The sequence below is a fragment of the Paraburkholderia caledonica genome (assembly GCF_000383275.1).
GTDB lineage: Bacteria > Pseudomonadota > Gammaproteobacteria > Burkholderiales > Burkholderiaceae > Paraburkholderia > Paraburkholderia caledonica.
This window is the reverse complement of the sequence record NZ_KB911034.1, coordinates 1,264,924-1,281,959: the sequence shown is the minus strand read 5'-3', so window position 1 is coordinate 1,281,959 and position 17,036 is coordinate 1,264,924. Positions and strand designations below refer to the sequence as shown.

Annotated in this window: 13 protein-coding genes; 6 read left to right on the top strand and 7 right to left on the bottom strand. The window is 65.3% G+C overall.

Annotation, left to right across the window (positions count from 1 at the left end):
* The first annotated feature begins 48 nt into the window (after window positions 1-48).
* Window positions 49-1,434: an MFS transporter gene (locus H281_RS0105900; protein ID WP_020066155.1), complete on the top strand. Its 1,386-nt coding sequence runs from the start codon at window positions 49-51 to the stop codon at window positions 1,432-1,434.
* A gap of 48 nt (window positions 1,435-1,482) precedes the next feature.
* Here H281_RS0105900 and H281_RS0105895 read toward each other — a convergent pair whose 3' ends face one another.
* Complete coding sequence (locus H281_RS0105895; RefSeq protein ID WP_027804331.1) at window positions 1,483-2,394, bottom strand: LysR family transcriptional regulator; 912 nt, start codon at window positions 2,392-2,394, stop codon at window positions 1,483-1,485.
* A gap of 159 nt (window positions 2,395-2,553) precedes the next feature.
* On the opposite strand from H281_RS0105895, the gene H281_RS0105890 reads away from it, so the two are divergent.
* Window positions 2,554-3,435, top strand: a complete 882-nt coding sequence (locus H281_RS0105890; protein ID WP_027804330.1) for a ProQ/FinO family protein — start codon at window positions 2,554-2,556, stop codon at window positions 3,433-3,435.
* A gap of 56 nt (window positions 3,436-3,491) precedes the next feature.
* Here H281_RS0105890 and H281_RS0105885 read toward each other — a convergent pair whose 3' ends face one another.
* On the bottom strand, window positions 3,492-4,832 hold the full coding sequence (locus tag H281_RS0105885) for a TAXI family TRAP transporter solute-binding subunit (RefSeq protein WP_020066152.1): 1,341 nt from the start codon (window positions 4,830-4,832) through the stop codon (window positions 3,492-3,494).
* 530 nt (window positions 4,833-5,362) lie between these two features.
* Between H281_RS0105885 and H281_RS0105875 the strand changes: the two genes are divergently transcribed.
* Window positions 5,363-6,109: a glucose 1-dehydrogenase gene (locus H281_RS0105875; RefSeq protein WP_027804329.1), complete on the top strand. Its 747-nt coding sequence runs from the start codon at window positions 5,363-5,365 to the stop codon at window positions 6,107-6,109.
* A 174-nt stretch (window positions 6,110-6,283) separates the two neighbouring features.
* On the opposite strand, the gene H281_RS0105870 is transcribed toward H281_RS0105875, so the two are convergent.
* On the bottom strand, window positions 6,284-7,162 hold the full coding sequence (locus H281_RS0105870) for a LysR substrate-binding domain-containing protein (RefSeq protein WP_020066150.1): 879 nt from the start codon (window positions 7,160-7,162) through the stop codon (window positions 6,284-6,286).
* Between the two features lie 133 nt (window positions 7,163-7,295).
* On the opposite strand from H281_RS0105870, the gene H281_RS0105865 reads away from it, so the two are divergent.
* Window positions 7,296-8,546 carry a 2-aminoethylphosphonate--pyruvate transaminase gene (locus H281_RS0105865; protein ID WP_020066149.1) on the top strand — a complete coding sequence of 417 codons (1,251 nt, stop codon included), beginning with the start codon at window positions 7,296-7,298 and terminating at the stop codon, window positions 8,544-8,546.
* A 74-nt stretch (window positions 8,547-8,620) separates the two neighbouring features.
* The gene (phnX, locus tag H281_RS0105860; RefSeq protein ID WP_020066148.1) at window positions 8,621-9,424 is read left to right on the top strand and encodes a phosphonoacetaldehyde hydrolase; all 804 of its coding nucleotides are present in this window, start codon (window positions 8,621-8,623) and stop codon (window positions 9,422-9,424) included.
* A 6-nt stretch (window positions 9,425-9,430) separates the two neighbouring features.
* On the opposite strand, the gene H281_RS0105855 is transcribed toward phnX, so the two are convergent.
* The 4 genes from H281_RS0105855 to H281_RS0105835 form a co-directional block, all read right to left on the bottom strand.
* Entirely contained in the window at window positions 9,431-12,400 is a 2,970-nt protein-coding gene (locus H281_RS0105855; protein WP_020066147.1) for an Hsp70 family protein, read from the bottom strand.
* Entirely contained in the window at window positions 12,397-14,256 is a 1,860-nt protein-coding gene (locus tag H281_RS0105850; RefSeq protein ID WP_020066146.1) for an Hsp70 family protein, read from the bottom strand. The genes H281_RS0105855 and H281_RS0105850 overlap by 4 nt, the downstream gene beginning before the upstream one ends.
* Window positions 14,253-14,816, bottom strand: a complete 564-nt coding sequence (locus H281_RS0105845; protein WP_020066145.1) for a DUF2760 domain-containing protein — start codon at window positions 14,814-14,816, stop codon at window positions 14,253-14,255. Before H281_RS0105845 ends, H281_RS0105850 begins: the two co-directional genes overlap by 4 nt.
* Before the next feature lie 407 nt (window positions 14,817-15,223).
* Window positions 15,224-16,123 (bottom strand): LysR substrate-binding domain-containing protein, encoded by a 900-nt coding sequence (locus H281_RS0105835; protein ID WP_020066143.1) that lies wholly within the window; start codon window positions 16,121-16,123, stop codon window positions 15,224-15,226.
* Window positions 16,124-16,259: 136 nt separating this feature from the next.
* On the opposite strand from H281_RS0105835, the gene H281_RS0105830 reads away from it, so the two are divergent.
* Window positions 16,260-16,919 carry an NADPH-dependent F420 reductase gene (locus H281_RS0105830; protein ID WP_020066142.1) on the top strand — a complete coding sequence of 220 codons (660 nt, stop codon included), beginning with the start codon at window positions 16,260-16,262 and terminating at the stop codon, window positions 16,917-16,919.
* The last annotated feature ends 117 nt before the right edge of the window (window positions 16,920-17,036 follow it).

The window sequence follows — 17,036 nt, the reverse complement described above, 5'->3', positions numbered from 1 at the left end:
AAATCGCGGACGATCGAGAGACGTCCGCAGACAGTCAAGGAGATGACGATGTCCTTAGCAGCGCAAAATAGCGCCGCCTTGCCCGCGATAGATCAGCGGCAAGTGATGGGTGCAGTATTCGCCTCGTGCCTGGGTTGGGCACTGGATCTGTTCGACCTGTTCGTGTTGCTGTTCGTCGCGCCAGTGGTCGGGCGGCTGTTCTTTCCATCCGATCACGCGATGCTGTCGCTCGCGGCGGTTTACGCGTCGTTTGCAGTAACGTTGCTGATGCGCCCGCTCGGTTCGGCCTGGTTCGGCTCGTATGCGGACCGCCATGGACGCAAGGGCGCGATGATCATCGCCGTGGTCGGCGTAGGCCTTTCCACTGCGGCATTCGGCGCACTGCCGACCGTCGCGCAGGTCGGTCTCGCGGCGCCGATCATCTTTCTCGTGCTGCGTCTCGTGCAGGGCGTGTTCGTGGGCGGCGTGGTGGCGTCGACTCATACGATCGGCACCGAATCCGTCGCGCCGAAATATCGCGGCGCGGTGTCGGGACTGATCGGCGGCGGCGGGGCGGGGCTCGGCGCGTTGCTCGCGTCGCTCACGTATCTCGCGATGTCCACGCTGTTCCCCGGCCAACTCTTCGATGTCTGGGGCTGGCGCTGCATGTTCTTTACCGGCATCGTCAGTTCGGTGCTCGGGTTGTTCGTGTTCAGCAGCCTCGAAGAATCGCCGCTGTGGAAAAAGCTCGCGGCCGAAAAAGCCGCCAAGGCCGCGGCTGCCTCCACGTCGGCGGTGAAGGCGCCAGTCGAAGTGGTGCGCTCGCCGGTGCGCACGCTGTTTTCGCGCGACTACCGCTCGATCCTCCTGGTCAATCTGCTGCTGACGGTAGGCGGCGGCAGCGGTTATTACCTCACGTCGGGTTATCTGCCGACTTTCCTGAAAGTGGTGACCCACGCGCCGAACGGCGCCGCCGCGGCGATCCTGATGCTGTGCAGCGTAGCGGTGGTGATTGCATCGGTTGCCGCTGGACACCTGAGCACGTTTATCGGCCGCAAGACAGCGTTCGTGTGGCTCGGGCTGATTCGTCTCTTCGCGTTGCCCGCGCTGTTCCTGCTGTTGCCGGGCGCATCCAGCATCACGATGGTCGGCGTCTATGCGGTGATTCTCAGCGCGCTCGGCAGCGCCGGTTACGCGCCGATTCTGATCTTCCTGAACGAGCGCTTTCCCACCGCGATTCGCGCGACCGGAACGGGATTGTCGTGGAATATCGGCTTCGCTATCGGCGGGATGATGCCGACGGCGGTCTCGCTCGTCGCAAAAGATGCAAGCCAGTTGCCATTGACGCTCGCGATCTTTGTCGGCGCGATCAGCGTGATCTTTCTGATCGGCGCGTTCATCGTGCCGGAAACGCTCGGCAAGCTCGATCAGGGTGCGGTTCGCGAACCGGTATGAAGCACCGGCAGCACGTTAGCGTTTCGTTTGCTGCGAAGACCACGGCGCTCAGGCGAGCGCCGTGCCGGTCGTCACCCGGCGGATCTCTTCGGTGATGATGTCGATGAGCGCCAGCGCGGCCGGGCCGAGCGGGCGCTTCGGATGACTCACGAGGATAATGTGCCGCACGATGGGCGGCGAAGTGATTGCACGCACGCACAGCACCCCTTGATCGACTTTGCGCTGCACGACGACGCGCGGCAGGATCGTCGCCACGCTGCTTTGTTCGACGAACTGCACGATCGTGTTCAGCAGGTCGATCTCGAACTTCGGCTTGATTACCACATTGGCTGCGAGGAGCGCGGCGTCGAGCACGCCGCGCAAGCCGTTGCGCCGTGTGGGCAGCACCAGTTCCACGTCGGCGAGCGCGGCAAGCTCGAGTGTCGGCGGCAGTTGCGGACCGAGCGCGGCGCTCGTCACGAGCACCATCTCTTCGTCGAGTAGCGGCACGACGTCCAGTGTCAGGCGTCCACGCGGCTTGTTGATGACGGCTGCGTCGAGCCGACCCGCTTCGACCGCGTCGATCAGTTGCGCGCTGAAGCCGTCCGCGACCGATACCTCGACCTGCGGGAACATCGCGTTGAATCTTGCGAGGGATTCCGGCAGCACGCTTTCCGCCTCCGACGACACCATGCCGAGCGCGACGCGGCCAGTAACGATCGCATCGCGCCGGCTCAACTGCTCACGCGCGCGCTCGATGTCGCGCATGATCGGCGTGTAGAGGCGATACATCTGGCGCGCGGCGTCGGTCGGCGTCATGCCGTGCGGCCCGCGTTCGAACAGCTTCTGATGCAGCTCGGCTTCCAGTTTCGAAATCTGCATGCTGAGCGCCGGCTGCACGATATTGAGCCGCTTGGCTGCCCGCGTGACCGAGCCGTCCTCGAAAAGTGCGATGAAGTACTGGATTTGCCTGAGGTCCATGAAGCGCGAGTGCCAGCCGGAAAAATATGCCTGAAATGTCGAGTGTAATCGCAAGCCGGTGCAAAGCTCGCGGCGGCGGCCCGGACAGCGTTGCAACGCCGTCACGAAGGTCTTACCGAGCGCTGCTACAATCTCGTCTTTCTCGATTGGTTGTGCGCTATGGGTTTCGAACAACTTGCTGAACTGAAGAAGCAACTGGCCGCGGCACGCGCCCAGTCTGCGCCTGCCGCAAAGGCCGAGGCCCGGTCCGGCGCAAAGGCCGAGGGCAGGTCCGACGCACGGCGCGATGCCAGGAATGACGGCAAGCCTGGTGCGAAGCCCGCCAAGCCTTCCAATGCGGCGCACTCCGCGAACTCCGGCGCAGCGCCGGGCGCGAAGGCGGACCGGCGGCCTGGCGGCAAGCCGTCGCATCAGCGCCGTGGCGGTGGTGCTGGCGCCGGCGCGGCAAGGCCCGCAGCGGCGCCCGCGGCAGACGCCAAACCGGTCGATCCGGTGGTGAAGTCCATCGGGCGTCTGCAAAAGCGTTTCCCCAATGCGTTCCCGAAGAACCCGGCGCCGAAGCTGCCGCTGAAGGTCGGCATCTTCGAAGACCTCGTGGTGCACGCGAAGGACCTGTCGCTGAGCGAAGCTGAACTGCGCGACGCGATCAAGACCTGGTGCCGTGGCAGCCGCTACTGGAAGTCGCTGGTCGAAGGCGCGGCCCGCGTGGATCTAACGGGCGCGGAGGCCGGCAAGGTCACGGCGCAGGAAGCAGCGGGCGCGCAACGTTTGCAGGCCCATCGCGCTGCGAAGAGCGCGAAGGCGGCGGCTGCGTCGGCCGATTCGCAGAAAGAAACGCCTGCCGCAGGTTCCGTCGATGCTGCCGCGCCGGTTCAAGAAGCCGCTCAGGACGCTCCGAAAGACGCTTCACTCGAAGCTTCACAGCCAGGCGACCAGAAGGATGCGCAAGCCGGTTCTGCGGATGCGTCGCCTGACGACAAAGTTGCTGCGCAATCCGCCAACGTGTCGGAGACCACTCCGGCCGACCTGAAGCCTGAATGATGTAGAAGCGGCCACCTGAAACCGCACGGTGGCCGCTTATCACCGTGGCCACTCACTCAGTGCGCCGCAGCCGCAAGTCTCGCGCGCACGAATCCGACGTGTTCGCGCAGTACATAGAATGCGTCCGCATACGCTAACGGCATGCGCAGCCGATTCAGCGATTCCTCGATCTGATCTAGCTCCGCGAAGAGCCGCTTGCGCTCGTCGTCGGTTGTCTGCGCGAGCGCGCCGCGCTCGATCGCAATCAGCGAACCGTAATAGCGGTAGATGCGCGAGCGCACTCGCCACGCATACAGCGCCGGGATCAGCCGCATCGCGGGAAAGAGCAATACGGCTACCGGCAACAGCAACACGAGCGTGCGGTCGCCGATGCTTGCGAGCCAGAACGGCAGCGTCCGGTACAGAAAGCTCTTGCCCGTGCGGTAGTAGCGTTGCGCGTCTTCGCTGATCTGATACTCATGCGCGATCGGGCTTGGGAATTGGCCCGCACGCTGTAACAGGCCCGGCATGCCGTGCACTTCCTGCGCCGCTTCGATCAGCAGATCGGAGATTGCCGGATGCAGATCGGTACGCGCCACCAGTTCGACCGTCGGGCTGATCAGATGCACCGTCTCAGGCGGGATTTTGTGCCGCAGATCGAGCACGCCTGGCGGCAGATCGATCTGATCCAGATACGGAAAGAGTCGCGTATAGGCGCTGGCTTCGTCGAAATTCAGCACCGAAATGCCCGGCACGCGAAGCAGGCGCAGCATCAGCCCGCGCGTGGCGGAATCGCCGCTCAGGATCGCCGCGTCCACTTCGCCCTTGACGAGTTGCGTGGCCGCTTGCAGACCGTCGCTCGGCATGAGCGTTGTGTCACCGCCGGGTTCAATGCCGTTTGCATCGAGCAGCTTGAGCGCGAGCAGCCGCGTGCCGCTGCCTTCGCGGCCCACCGCGATGCGTTTGCCTTCGAGTTGGGACAGCTGCGTCACGCCCGTGCCGCGATAAAACACGACCACGGGGACATAGAAGACACTTCCAAGCGACATCAGCGACGACGTATCGAGCCCGTCCGCCACGCCGCCCTGGACGAGCGCGAGGTCGACGTGCTGCTTCGGGTCGAGCAGGCGCTTCAGGTTCTGCACGGAGCCGTCGGACTCGAGCACCTTCAGCGTCACGCCGTTTTGCGCGAGGATCTTTTTATATTGATCGGCGGCGATGACAAACGAACTGTCGTGCGGTCCGGCGCTCAGCGTGATCGTCTTCGGCGGAGCGGGGTCGACGATCCACACGATCAGCGAAACCATGAGCAGGATCACCGCCGCCACGACGATATAAGGCAGCGTGTGGTCGCGCCACTCGGCGTGCGGAGCATCGCGAGGGAACTGCGGAGGACGATGCGGACGCTGCGCTTTCATAGGCGTTTCGTGCGATTGCCGGGATAGGGCATTGTCCACCGCAGCAGGCAGAGTTGTCGTCGGCAGTTTGCTCTATTGACGACGCGGTGCGACAGTTGCCGAATTTCCGCAAAAGTCCTTTAATCGGTCAGGTAGCCAATCGTTCCTCAAGCAGTGACTACGCTAGCAAGGAGACGATCGTGTTGTCTGCGGCATTGGATACTTTGGGTGCGTTAGCGGTGCTGTTGAGCATCGCCATGCATATCGTGCTCGGGCGCAAACGCTGAAGCCGCGCCGTCAGGCCGGCAAACCATCCCCTTACAGTCCGCTTGCCGTTCGTTCGGCGTTTGCTCGGCGATGGCTCGGCGATGGCTCGGCGATTGTTCGGCTGTCCCGACGTATCTTTTCGCCGCGAGCCGCTTTATCCGCATGGTCGCCTTGCTTACATTGTGACCAGTGCCAGCGCCGCAGCAGTTCTGCTGAAACAGCGTGAATGCCGCGAATCGTCGCGGCAGCACTCAGGCGCTACTCCAACTCAAGGACATACGATCATGAGCAAGCTCGCAGGCAAGGTTGCAGTTGTAACGGGTGCATCGAAAGGTATTGGCGCGGCGATCGCAAAGAGTCTGGCCGCGCACGGCGCGTCGGTGGTGGTGAACTACGCGTCGAGCAAGGCCGGCGCCGACGACGTGGTCGCCGCCATCACCGCCGCTGGCGGCAAAGCGGTAGCGGTGGCAGGCGACGTGTCGAAAGCCGCGGATGCGAAAGGCATTGTCGACGCAGCGGTGGAGAAGTATGGCCGCCTCGATATTCTCGTCAACAACTCCGGCGTGTACGGGTTTTCGACGATCGAAGAGATCACCGAAGAGCATTTCCATAAGCACTTCAATGTGAACGTATTGGGTCTGCTGCTGGTCACGCAGGCAGCGGTCAAGCATCTGGGCGAAGGCGGCAGCATCGTCAACGTGAGTTCGGTTGTGAGCCGCATCACGCCGCCGGGAAGCGCTGTTTATACGGCGACGAAGGGCGCGGTGGACGGCATCACGGGCGTGCTTGCGAAAGAACTCGGGCCGCGCAAGATTCGCGTGAACTCGGTGAATCCGGGCATGGTTGCGACCGAAGGCACGCATAGCGCGGGCTTCATCGGTTCTGACCTGGAAACGTGGGCGGTGAGCACGACGCCGCTCGGCCGCATCGGTCAGCCGGACGACATAGCCGAGGTCGTCGCGTTCCTCGCCTCCGACGAAGCACGCTGGCTCACCGGCGAAAGCCTGATCGCAAGCGGCGGATCACGTTAAGAGAAACAGCGCGCGCTTTGACCGGGCGCGCGCCGTTGATTCGGACACCGATTCGAATGCGTCGTATAGATTGAATAGAAGCAGCACGAAGGAAAGCGGCGCAGAAGGTCGCTGAAAACGCCGCTAACAAAGCGCCGCTAACAAAGCGCCGCTCACAAACGCCGCTTGCCGCTGTCACACAGTCATTGCTTCGATGCCCGGCAACTGCACAGCAAACAACGCATCGAGCAGATTCGACCCCGGTCGCTCCGCGAGCCGCGTGAGCGATTCGATCATCCGCACCTGACAATCGTCGAGCGGGATCATCCGGATACGCCGCGACTGGTTGAATTCCGCCCGCGCAATCACACCGACGCCCATGCCCTGGGCCACCGCTTCTTCGAGCGCCTCGCGGCCGTCCACGTACATGACCGGCTCCACTTGCAGCGATTCGCGCACCAGTTCGATCTCCAGCAGTTGCTGCGTGACCGATTGCGGCTCGCGAAAGATCATCGGCTGCTGCACGAGTTCGCGATAGCTCAGCTTGCGTTTCTTCGCGACCGGATAGCGCACCGGCACCATGGCTACCAGCGGATCGCGCCGCAACACGCGCGATTCGAGCCGGCTGTGCACCTGCGGCGCGGCGGTGATGGCCGCGTCCACCGCGCTCGACAGCACCCGCTGCATGCAGTCCGCCGCGTTGGCGATGGACAGCGTCACCACAATGCCCGGATGCAGCTTGCGAAACGCGCTGATTAGCGCGACCGCGAGGTCCGGTGCGTCTGCCGCAAGCGACAGCGAACCTGACTCCAGCCCGCCCGCCGATTCGAGCAATTGCCGCGCGTCGCGCTCGCAGCTGAGCATATGCCGCGTCACGCTGAAGAGGCGCAGCCCGAGTTCGGTGGTTTCGACACCGCGCGGTCCGCGCTCGAACAGTTTCACGCCGTAATCCTGCTCCAGTCTGCGCACGTGATCCGACACCGCCGGTTGCGAAAGCGACAGCGCCTGCGCCGCCCGTGAAAATCCGCCGTGTTCCGCCACCGCATGAAACGCCCGCAATTGCGCGTATTGCACGTAAGCCTCCGTGGCATTGGAATGGGCTAGGTATAAGTATTTACGATATGGGCATCGATTATATCGATTTTACCGATGTATGGCGTTTCGGTACTGTAGGCGCTATCCAAACCAGCAAGACTGGAGTTCCGGCATGGAAAGCGCGACTGGCAGTTCCCCGGCGAAAGCGCAAACAGGCGCCACAGGCGCGCCGTCACGGGGCAACCCCGCGATGGACCAACCGTCACAGGGCGAACCGTATCTGTTGACGCCAGGCCCGTTGACTACCGCTTTGTCGACGAAGCAGGCAATGCTGCGCGACTGGGGCTCGTGGGACGGCGATTTCCGCGCGATGACCGCTCATCTGCGCGGCCGGCTGCTGGACATCGCCGGCGACGAAGCCGGCGAATACGATTGCGTACCGTTGCAAGGCAGCGGCAGTTATTGCGTCGAAGCCATGCTGGGCAGCCTGGTTCCGCGCGACGGCCACGCGCTCGTGCTGGCCAACGGCGCATACGGCAAGCGCATTGCGACCACGCTGCGCTACCTCGGCCGCGCGCACACGGTGCTCGACAAGGGCGATTATTTGCCGCCGCGCGCCGCGGAAGTCGAACGCATGCTCGACGCGGACGCGAGCATTACGCATGTCGTCGCTGTGCACTGCGAAACGAGCTCGGGCATTCTCAATCCAATCGAGGAAATCGCCGCGGTCACGGCGGCCAAAGGGCGCAAGCTGCTGATCGACTCGATGAGCGCATTCGGCGCCGTGCCGCTCGACGTGCGCAATATTGCGTGCGAGGCGTTTGTGTCGTCGGCGAACAAGTGTATCGAGGGCGTGCCGGGCTTCGGTTTCGTGATCGCGCGCAAGAGCGCGCTAGAGGATGCGCGCGGACGCAGTCATTCGCTCGCGCTCGACGTGCACGATCAGTGGGACGTGATGAACCGCACCGGCCAGTGGCGCTTCACACCGCCGACTCATACGGTGGCCGCGTTTATCGAGGCGCTGCGTCTACACGAACTCGAAGGCGGGCAGCCGGCGCGTCTCGCGCGCTATGCGAACAATCGCGACGTGCTGGTCGCGGGCATGCACGAACTCGGCTTCGAGCCGCTTCTGAACGCGCGCTGGCGCTCGCCGATCATCGTGACGTTTTTCTCGCCGGCGCATCCGTCGTTCAGCTTCGAGCGGTTCTATGAATTGATGAAGCAGCAGGGTTTCATCATCTATCCGGGCAAGCTGACGGTGGTGGAGAGCTTTCGCATCGGCTGTATCGGGCAGGTGGACGAGCATGTGATGCGCCGCGTTGTAAGAGCGTGCGCAAACTCGCTGCGAACGATGGGCGCCAATCACGCCGCGCCGCCCGCGGCTGCGCTCGAAGAGCGCAAGGTGCTCGCCGAAGCCGCCTGAACAACCTGCAGCGACCTGACCATAACCTGGCCGCAACGTAGTCCCACCAACGCGGCAATACGAAACGGAAGTCAATGAAACACGTTAAAGCAGTGATCTTCGACTGGGCCGGCACGGTGGTCGACTATGGTTCGCTTGCGCCGATGGGCGCGTTCGTCGAAACGTTCGAGCAGTTCGGCGTATCGATCACGATCGACGAAGCGCGCGGACCGATGGGCATGGCCAAGCGGCCGCACATCGCGGCGCTGATGGCGCTGCCACGCGTCTCGCGGGCATGGGCGGACAAGTATGGGCATGCGCCTCGCGAAGAGGATATCGACGCGGTCTACAACGTGTTCGTGCCGAAAAACATTGCGGTGGCCGCGAGTTATAGCTCGGTGATTCCGGGCGTTGCCGAAGTGGCGAGCGCACTGCGCCGCGACGACATCCGCATCGGCACGACGACCGGCTACACGCGCGAGATCATGGCGGAGATCGTGCCGGGCGCGGCGGCGCAGGGCTTTTCGCCGGACAGCATCGTCTGCACGGGCGACACGCCGGAAGGGCGGCCGTCACCCTACATGATCTACAAGACGCTGCCGGAACTCGGCGTGTGGCGCGCGAAAGAGGCGATCAAGGTCGACGATACCGAGGTCGGCATCGAGGAAGGAATCAACGGCGGCACGTGGGCCGTTGGCGTGGCTGTGAGCGGCAACGCGTTCGGGATGGCCGAAGACGATGTGAAGGCGCTCGCGCCCGCTGACTTTGCGCGGCGCCGGGACGCGGCGGTCGAAAGATTGCGGGCTGCGGGCGCGCATTACGTGATCGACAGCGTCGCGGATCTGATGCCGGTCGTTCACGATATCGACGCGCGGCTCGCGCGAGGCGAGCGGCCCTGAGCGCCGTTAGTCCGAGATCAGTTTCAGTCCCGCCGGCAACGACTCGCCGAACACGCGGCCTTCGTCGGCGTTATCCAGTTCGACGTTTTCACTGACCATTGTGATCCATGCTCGCGGCGCGCTCGCCGCTTCGAGTCTGCGCAGCACGGCGTGGCGCATCTCATCGGGCAGATCGCGCGAACGGTCGCCCGTCATGCGCGCGATCTGGACCGCGGCGAAGGCGGCCGGGTCCACCTTCTTCCAGTCGAGCGCGAGAATCGCATCGAGCCACTGACTTGCGACGTCGGCCGGCACGACGCTGTGCGCGCTGCCATAGAACGGCCGGCGCGCGCCGATGCGCCCGACCGCCCACCAGCCTTGATGATTCTCCGAAGGCTTCTGCAAACGCGCGAGCACCGATTCGCCGAGTTCGATCTTGCGCGCGACGGGAATGCGTTCGAGCGACGCGCCCAGGCGAAGCATATCGGCGGTGCCTGTTTTCGACACGTCGAACGGCAGCTTGTGACGCGATTGCGCGGCCGTTTGCAGATAGTGCATCGCATCGAGCACGCGCAGTTGCGCGCCTTCGTCAAGGCCGCCCGCGGCGCGGCGCCAGAGCGTCCACCATTCGGACCACACCTGGCTTTCCTGGACGTACTGAATACCGTCGTCGAATAACGACCACAGTTGCTCGACGCGCCATTCGTCGAGTGGATAGCCAAAGCCCGGGCGTACGCAGTAGCCCGCCAGATTGAGCCACAGCCGCTCGTGATCCGCCGAGCGGCGGCGCCTGCGCGCGCGTTCCCAGAGGGCGCCGAACAGTTCACGCAGCAGCGCGCTGTTCCAGCTTTCCCGCGGGCCCAGCAACTGTTCGAGTTGCGAGCGCAAGCGCTTCACTTCCTTTTTGTCGACGTTTTGCGAGCGCGAGCCGAAGCAGCGGTCGATCTGCTCGATAGCTTCGTCAAGCCGTGGATGCCGTGCCTGCGCGGGATCGTCGGAGAGATTCACCTGCGCGTCTTCGCGGCGCAGCTGGAATTCGAGCAGCCAGCGCTCGGCGGGATTGTCGCGGTCGATGCAGTGAACTTCGAGCGTGCCGACCTCGGTGAGTGACGTGGCGATCCGCACGGCAGTCTCGCGCGCGCTGCCGGCGCCGCGCGGCTGCACGATGGTCGCGATGGGCGGCAAGCGGACGAAGTCGGCGCCTGAGAGATCGGCCAGCTCGCCGGGCGCATAGACAGTGTCCGCACTCGACGACACGAGGTGAAAGCGCACCGGATGCCCGAGGCGCAGCGCGAACGTTCGCTCGGCGATCAGGATTTCGTGGCCTTCTTCGGTGCCGCGCGGCAGCAGACAGATACCGCGTTGCGCAGGCTGCGAATCCGGCTTGTCGCCGGCGGGTTCGTCGAGTACGAGGAAGTAGCTGCGCGGCGAGCCGCCGCCGATTTTCGGCGCGCCGCCCGCCCGCGCAAGGCTATAGGCGACCGCGCCGCGCGCGACGGCGACGTCGGGATTGTCGTTATGCAGCACGTTAAGCGGCTCGCCGCGCCACGTGCCCAGCGTGGTCGCGAGGCGCTGCGTCAATGCGTGCGCACGAAAAACGCCGCCGTTCAGCAGCAGGGTGTCGGGCACTGGGAGTGGCGGCGGCCCGCCAGCAATGGATGCGGGTTCGGCGTCCGAGACACCCTGTGGGTCGGCAGCGGGGCCGGCGCCTGCATCGCTCTTAACCCACCCCAACGCCTTGCGCGATTGAGCCTCGAAGCGGCTCAGAAAAGCGGCGATATGGCGCGTGACGGCCGCATCGGTCGCATAGGGCAAACCGAACTCGACGATCGCGCCGCGTGGCCGACCCGGCCGCTCGTGCGACCCAACCATCGGAAAGAATCCGTCGACGATCACGCGCTCCACTTCATCGCGCGTGATCTGAGCCGTGCGCGCGCCGCCGACGAGCTTCGAGCCCGCGCCGAGCAGCGTGATCGACGCCGTGTCGGGCGCTTGCGGTCCCAGTAGTAGCTCTTTAGCACCGCGGCAACGCTCGACGAGTTGCGAGAGACTCGCCGCCGACAAACGTGTGCGCTCGCCGCCGCCCGCGAGGCGCGCTTCGACCAGATGCGCGAGCGCGAGGTCCATGTTGTCGCCGCCGAGCATCAGATGGTTGCCGACGCCAATCCGCGTGAGTTGCGGTTCGCCGTCCGCCATGCCGACTTCGATCAGCGTGAGATCGGTGGTGCCGCCGCCCACGTCGCAGATCAACACGAGCCGCGTATGCGCGAGTTCTGCCCCGAGCCGTTCACGATGATGGAACAGCCAGTCGTAAAACGCCGCTTGCGGTTCTTCGAGCAGGCGCAGCGAGGGCAGGCCGGCCATGCGCGCCGCCTCCACGGTCAGCGCGCGGGCGCCTTCGTCGAACGAGGCCGGAACCGTGAGCACCACGTCCTGGCGTTCGAGCGGCGCGTCGGGAAAGCGTTGATTCCACGCCGCGCGCACGTGCGCCAGATAGCTCGCGCTGGCTTCGACCGGCGAGACCTTGTGAACGTCGTCGGCGGCGCCCCAAGGCAGGATTGGCGCAACGCGGTCGACCGATGCATGCGACAGCCAGCTTTTCGCGCTCGTGACGAGCCGCCCCGGAACCTGAGCGCCGAGCAGCCGCGCGAGCCGGCCGATTACAACGGGCTGCGCGTCGTCGGCGCCATCGCTCGACAGCCTGGCGGTGTCGTTCGCGCGTTGAGCTGCAGTTCGACCCGCGCGGCCATCCGCATCTCGCGACGAAACCGATTCCCCGTCGCTCCACGGCAATTGCAGATCGCCCGCGCTCAACTCGCCTTGCGCGGGGTGATACCGGACCGACGGCAGCAGCGGACGGGCGGCGACTTCGCCGGGACTCACAAGCTGCTCGATCTCGAACACGCGAATCTCGTCGGATCCGGCTTCTGCATAAGCCAGCACCGTGTTGCTCGTGCCGAGATCGATGCCGACGCTGTACCGCTTCATCTCACTCATGCATTCGCGTTGCCGCGCACGTCGAACTCGACCTTCCAGCGCTCGTCGGTGCCGCGCGGCACGGCTTCGAGTTCGAGCGTGCCGGCTTCCGTCACGCGCGCGTGCAGCTTGACCGGCACCACTTCACCGGCTGTGCGGCCCGCGGCGGGCAGCGTGGCCTGGATCTCCTCGAGTTCCTGCAACTCGTCGGGACCCCAGACGTCGAGCAGCGTTCCAACCTGATCCTGACGACGCACCGACGACCCGAAGAACCGGAAGTGCACCGGCTCGCCGACGACGAGCCCGAACTCCTGCGCGGGCAGTTCGGCGTCGGTCCCTTCCTCCATGCCGAAGGGGGCGACGCACAGCGCCTGGATCGGCGGCTCCAGTCCTGGCACGGCGGGCATCGCAGACTCGATTGCAATGTAGTAGGCCCGCGCCGTGCCGCCGCGAATCCGCACGCCCTGACCGCGTCGCACGTAGCCGTAGTAGGCTGCGCCCCGCGCGACGGCCAGATCGAGATCGGCGCCTTCGAGGAGTCGCGCCGACGCAGCGCCCTCAGCCGCGAGCCAGCCGTTGAGCGTGCCCATGATGCGTTCGACGAGCAGCGCCGACTTGAACACGCCGCCGTTGAACAGCACCGCCGTGGGATGCAGGAAGCTCGCGCTTTGCTCGGCGTCGTGCGATGCCGTCTCGCCCAGACCCTGGAGTTCCGCGAGCGCGCCGACCTGACGGGCGAGGAACGCGGCCAGGTGCCGCGTGATGCCCGCGTCCTGCGCATACGGCAAACCGAGTTGCGTGAGACCGGCACGGGCGCGGCTCACCGGCCGTGCGCCGCTGTCCACCTGCGGGAAAAAGCCGTCGAGAATGGTCTGCGTCAACTCTGCGCGCGTGAGCTCGGTGCGGATCGATCCGCCGATCAGCTTCGAGCCGCGGCTCGGCACGACGAGCGGTACGGTGTCCGTGGCCGGATCGCTCAGCAGCGTTTCCTTGGCCGAGCGGCATGCATAGGTGAGGGCGCGCAACTGCCACGCGTCGGCCTGAGTGCCCTGAGCTGCGAGTTTGCGGGCGACCACGTGCGCAAGCGCGAGGTCCATGTTGTCGCCGCCCAGCAGAATGTGTTCGCCGACCGCCACGCGATGCAGTTCGAGATTGCCGTCGCGCTCGATGACGGCGATCAGCGACAAGTCGGTGGTGCCGCCGCCCACATCGACCACCAGAATGATGTCGCCGACCTTAACCTGCTTGCGCCACTGGCCGCCGCTTTTCTGAATCCAGCTATACAGCGCGGCCTGCGGTTCCTCGAGCAGCGTCATGCGGCCGTAGCCGGCGGCCTCGGCGGCTTCGGCGGTCAATTCGCGCGCGGCCGGGTCGAACGATGCGGGAATCGTGACCGTGATGTCCTGCTCGCGAAACGGCGCGTCGGGGTGCAGATGGTCCCAGGCTTCGCGCAAATGCGTCAGATACCGCACCGAGCTCTCGAGCGGCGACACGCGTGCGACTTCGGGCGGCGCATCGTTGGGCAGAATCGCCGCGCGGCGATCGACGCCCGGGTGGCACAGCCAGCTTTTCGCGCTCGACACGAGCCGGATCGGCGTGGCCGCGCCGCGGCTGCGCGCGAATTCGCCGACGGCGAACTCGCGCTCGCCGGTCCACGGCAGGTGCAGGTCGCCGGGAGCCAGCTCATCCGGGTGCGGCAGATACAGGAACGAGGGCAACAGATCGAGGTCGGCAATCGCGCCGGGCCCGGTCAGCTGGGCAATGGGCAGCACCGTCAGCGCGGTCTTCTCGCCGTCGCTTGCGCTCGTGTCCACATACGAGAGTGCGCAGTGCGTCGTGCCCAGGTCGATGCCGATGGAGTAGCGCGCGCCGCTCATAGCTCCACCTCGGCGGGCGCAATCACCTTAGCGTTGTGGCTTTCCGCGAGCTTCGGCAGACGCACTTCGTCGACGCGCCAGCCGCGATGGCTGATGTTGCCGCTAAACGGCGCCTTGCCGACGACGTTGCCGGTCAGGCGAATCGCGCTTGCGTCGAAACCTTCCTGAAGCGTGACGCGGCTGCCTTCGGCTTCGTCGCGCACCGGGCGGATCGTAAAGTGCTCGCGCAGCGTCGCGCGGCAACCTTCATGGACGAGCCGTGCGGCGGCGCCGATATCGGCGTCGCTGAAACGCTTGATGTCTTCTTCGACGAAGTCGATGAAACGGGCGTCGCGTTGCAGCAGGCCGAGCAGTTGCAGCGCAGCGTCGGGGTTGGCTTCCTTCAGCGACGGCGCCGGCTGCGGAGTGGGCGCGCTCGCCTGCGGCCGTGTCTGGGCAGCCGTGTCGCCGTCACGCACGCGCAGCACGCCGGCGGCGAATTCGCCGTCGCCGAGAATACGGAAAAACGCGCTGACGGCCAGTGAAATCCTGCCGAGGAAGGACGGGTTCGAATCGGTCATAAATGCTCCTGAGATGCTCTGTTAAAGGACGAGCTGTCCCGAGTGCGCCACACGCGACGAGCCGGCATGGCCGCCGTCGCGCGATGTCTGGAAGGCGCGCCGCGTGGCGGCGGCCGGTGCGCAATGGCTTCCGGTGTCGCCGCGCTTTGCGCGCGCAAAACCCGTATTTTGCCTTGTGCCGCGCCCAACGCGGGCAAAGCCGGGGATTCTCGCGGGCAATGCAGCGAGATTGGCGGCTTTCCGGGGCGCGTTGGGGTGCCGCATGGCGCCTGCATTGAAGGCCCGTTTAGCGGGTATTTGCAAGGCTACGTGCAGACTTGAGTTCCCGGGATTCGATATGAGGCGGGGTGAGAGGCCACCGTTAGAGCCCATTGCGCCCCGGTGGGTTCTTCGCACGCTTCGGGTTCTCAAGCGGCAGAAGGCCCAAACTCCGCAACCACCTGGTCGATGAACGTGCGCAGCTTGGGCGTCACGCGGCTCGCCGGAAACACCACGTGCATGGGCCGCGGGTGCGCTTCATAGCCGTTCAGAAGGCGCACCAGACGGCCCGCCGCAAGGTCGTCCCGCACGGCAACTTCGGGCGCGAGCATGATCCCCGCGCCGTTGAGCGCGGCCGCGACCAGCGCTTTCACGTCGTTGGCCTCGAAGCGGCCTGCAACCGGCACGACGTGCTCACGCCCGGCATCGTCGATAAAACGCCATTCAGTGGCGGCCGGCATGCTCGTGAAGGCGAACGCGAGGCACTCGTGCGCGGCGAGCGCCTCGGGCGTCGCGGGCTCACCACGCTTCGCGAGATAAGCCGGCGACGCACACGCGACCAGCCGGTACGGCATCAACGGCCGCGCGATCAGCGTCGAATCGGACAGCGTGCCGAGCCGGATCGCGGCCTCATACGCCTCGTCGATCAGATCGACGAAGCGGTCGGTCAGCGTCAACTCGACCCGCACGTCGGGATGCGCTTCCAGGTAACGGGTGATCATCGGGGCGAGGCAGCAGGCGCCGAACGTGACAGGCGCGGTGATCCGCAGACGCCCGCGCGGCGAGGCCGACAATTCCTGCGCGACCGACTCCGCCGCTTGCGCATCCGCGAGCAGCGCCTTACAGCGTTCGTAAAAAATCTGGCCAATCTCGGTGAGACTCTGACGGCGCGTCGTGCGATTCAGCAGTCGCGAGCCGACGCGCTCTTCGAGCATGCCGACATGCTTGCCGGCCATCTGCGACGAGATGCCGAACGCGAGCGCGGCTGCCGCGAACGAGCCGCTCTCGGCGGTTTTGACGAACACAGCCATGCTGGTGAGCCGATCCATGCACACTCCCCACTGTTGCTTTCGACACTCGTCATTATTTGCGCATTTATCACGCTTGAGTTTTGAATCATAGTGCCTGTCACCGATGAGCGGGTGTTCACCGGAGCGATTCTCAGACATGCATGGAGTGTGGAACATGAAGATAGGCATTCTCGGCGCGGGCTTTCTCGGCCGCGCGCTGGCGACCGTCGCACAGCGTCACGGCCACGAAGTGATGATCGCCAACTCGCGCGATCCGAACACCTTGATCAGCACGGCCGCGGCGCTCGGCTGCGCGACGGGCACCGCACAGGAGGCGGCGAAGTTCGGCGACCTCGTCGTGGTGTCCGTGCCGTTCGGCCAGATCGGTCATCTGCCGGTTGCGGCACTCGACGGCAAGATCGTGATCGACACCTGCAATCACTATCCGGACCGCGACGGTCCGATCGAAGCACTGCAAAACGGTGTGACGACGACGAGCCAGATGCTGGCCGCCGCGCTGCCCGGCGCGAGAGTCGTGAAGGCGTTCAATGCGATTCTCGCGAAAGATCTCGAAACGGCCGGCACGGCGCCCGGCGCGCCGAACCGCCGCGCGTTGCCGCTAGCCGCCGACGATCAGCAAGCGCGGCACGTGGTGAGCGCGCTGGTCGATCAGTTCGGCTTCGATCCCGTCGATGCAGGCCCGCTCGCGGACAGCTGGCGCTTCGAGCGCGCCAAACCGGTGTACTGCATCGCGCACGACCGGGCGGGCATGGTCGCGGGCCTCGCGGCGGCCCGGCGAGATGTGGAGTTGCCGCATGGGTCGTGGCGGCATTGATGTTCCGTGGAATGGATCAGCCAGGCTATGCCTGCAGCGGTGCAGGCACGACCCGATCCGCATGCTGCGTCACCTGATCGCCCAACCTTGCGGACGATCACGTGACGCGCTGACCGC

Bases quoted from the DNA above. Each gene is read 5' to 3' on its own strand.
- H281_RS0105865 (WP_020066149.1), top strand. From the start codon at position 7,296: ATGGAAAGCGCGACTGGCAGTTCCCCGGCGAAAGCGCAAACAGGCGCC.
- H281_RS0105895 (WP_027804331.1), bottom strand. From the start codon at position 2,394: ATGGACCTCAGGCAAATCCAGTACTTCATCGCACTTTTCGAGGACGGC.
- H281_RS0105830 (WP_020066142.1), top strand. From the start codon at position 16,260: ATGAAGATAGGCATTCTCGGCGCGGGCTTTCTCGGCCGCGCGCTGGCG.
- H281_RS0105875 (WP_027804329.1), top strand. From the start codon at position 5,363: ATGAGCAAGCTCGCAGGCAAGGTTGCAGTTGTAACGGGTGCATCGAAA.
- H281_RS0105835 (WP_020066143.1), bottom strand. From the start codon at position 16,123: ATGGATCGGCTCACCAGCATGGCTGTGTTCGTCAAAACCGCCGAGAGC.
- H281_RS0105845 (WP_020066145.1), bottom strand. From the start codon at position 14,816: ATGACCGATTCGAACCCGTCCTTCCTCGGCAGGATTTCACTGGCCGTC.
- phnX (WP_020066148.1), top strand. From the start codon at position 8,621: ATGAAACACGTTAAAGCAGTGATCTTCGACTGGGCCGGCACGGTGGTC.
- H281_RS0105890 (WP_027804330.1), top strand. From the start codon at position 2,554: ATGGGTTTCGAACAACTTGCTGAACTGAAGAAGCAACTGGCCGCGGCA.
- H281_RS0105885 (WP_020066152.1), bottom strand. From the start codon at position 4,832: ATGAAAGCGCAGCGTCCGCATCGTCCTCCGCAGTTCCCTCGCGATGCT.
- H281_RS0105900 (WP_020066155.1), top strand. From the start codon at position 49: ATGTCCTTAGCAGCGCAAAATAGCGCCGCCTTGCCCGCGATAGATCAG.
- H281_RS0105855 (WP_020066147.1), bottom strand. From the start codon at position 12,400: ATGAGTGAGATGAAGCGGTACAGCGTCGGCATCGATCTCGGCACGAGC.
- H281_RS0105850 (WP_020066146.1), bottom strand. From the start codon at position 14,256: ATGAGCGGCGCGCGCTACTCCATCGGCATCGACCTGGGCACGACGCAC.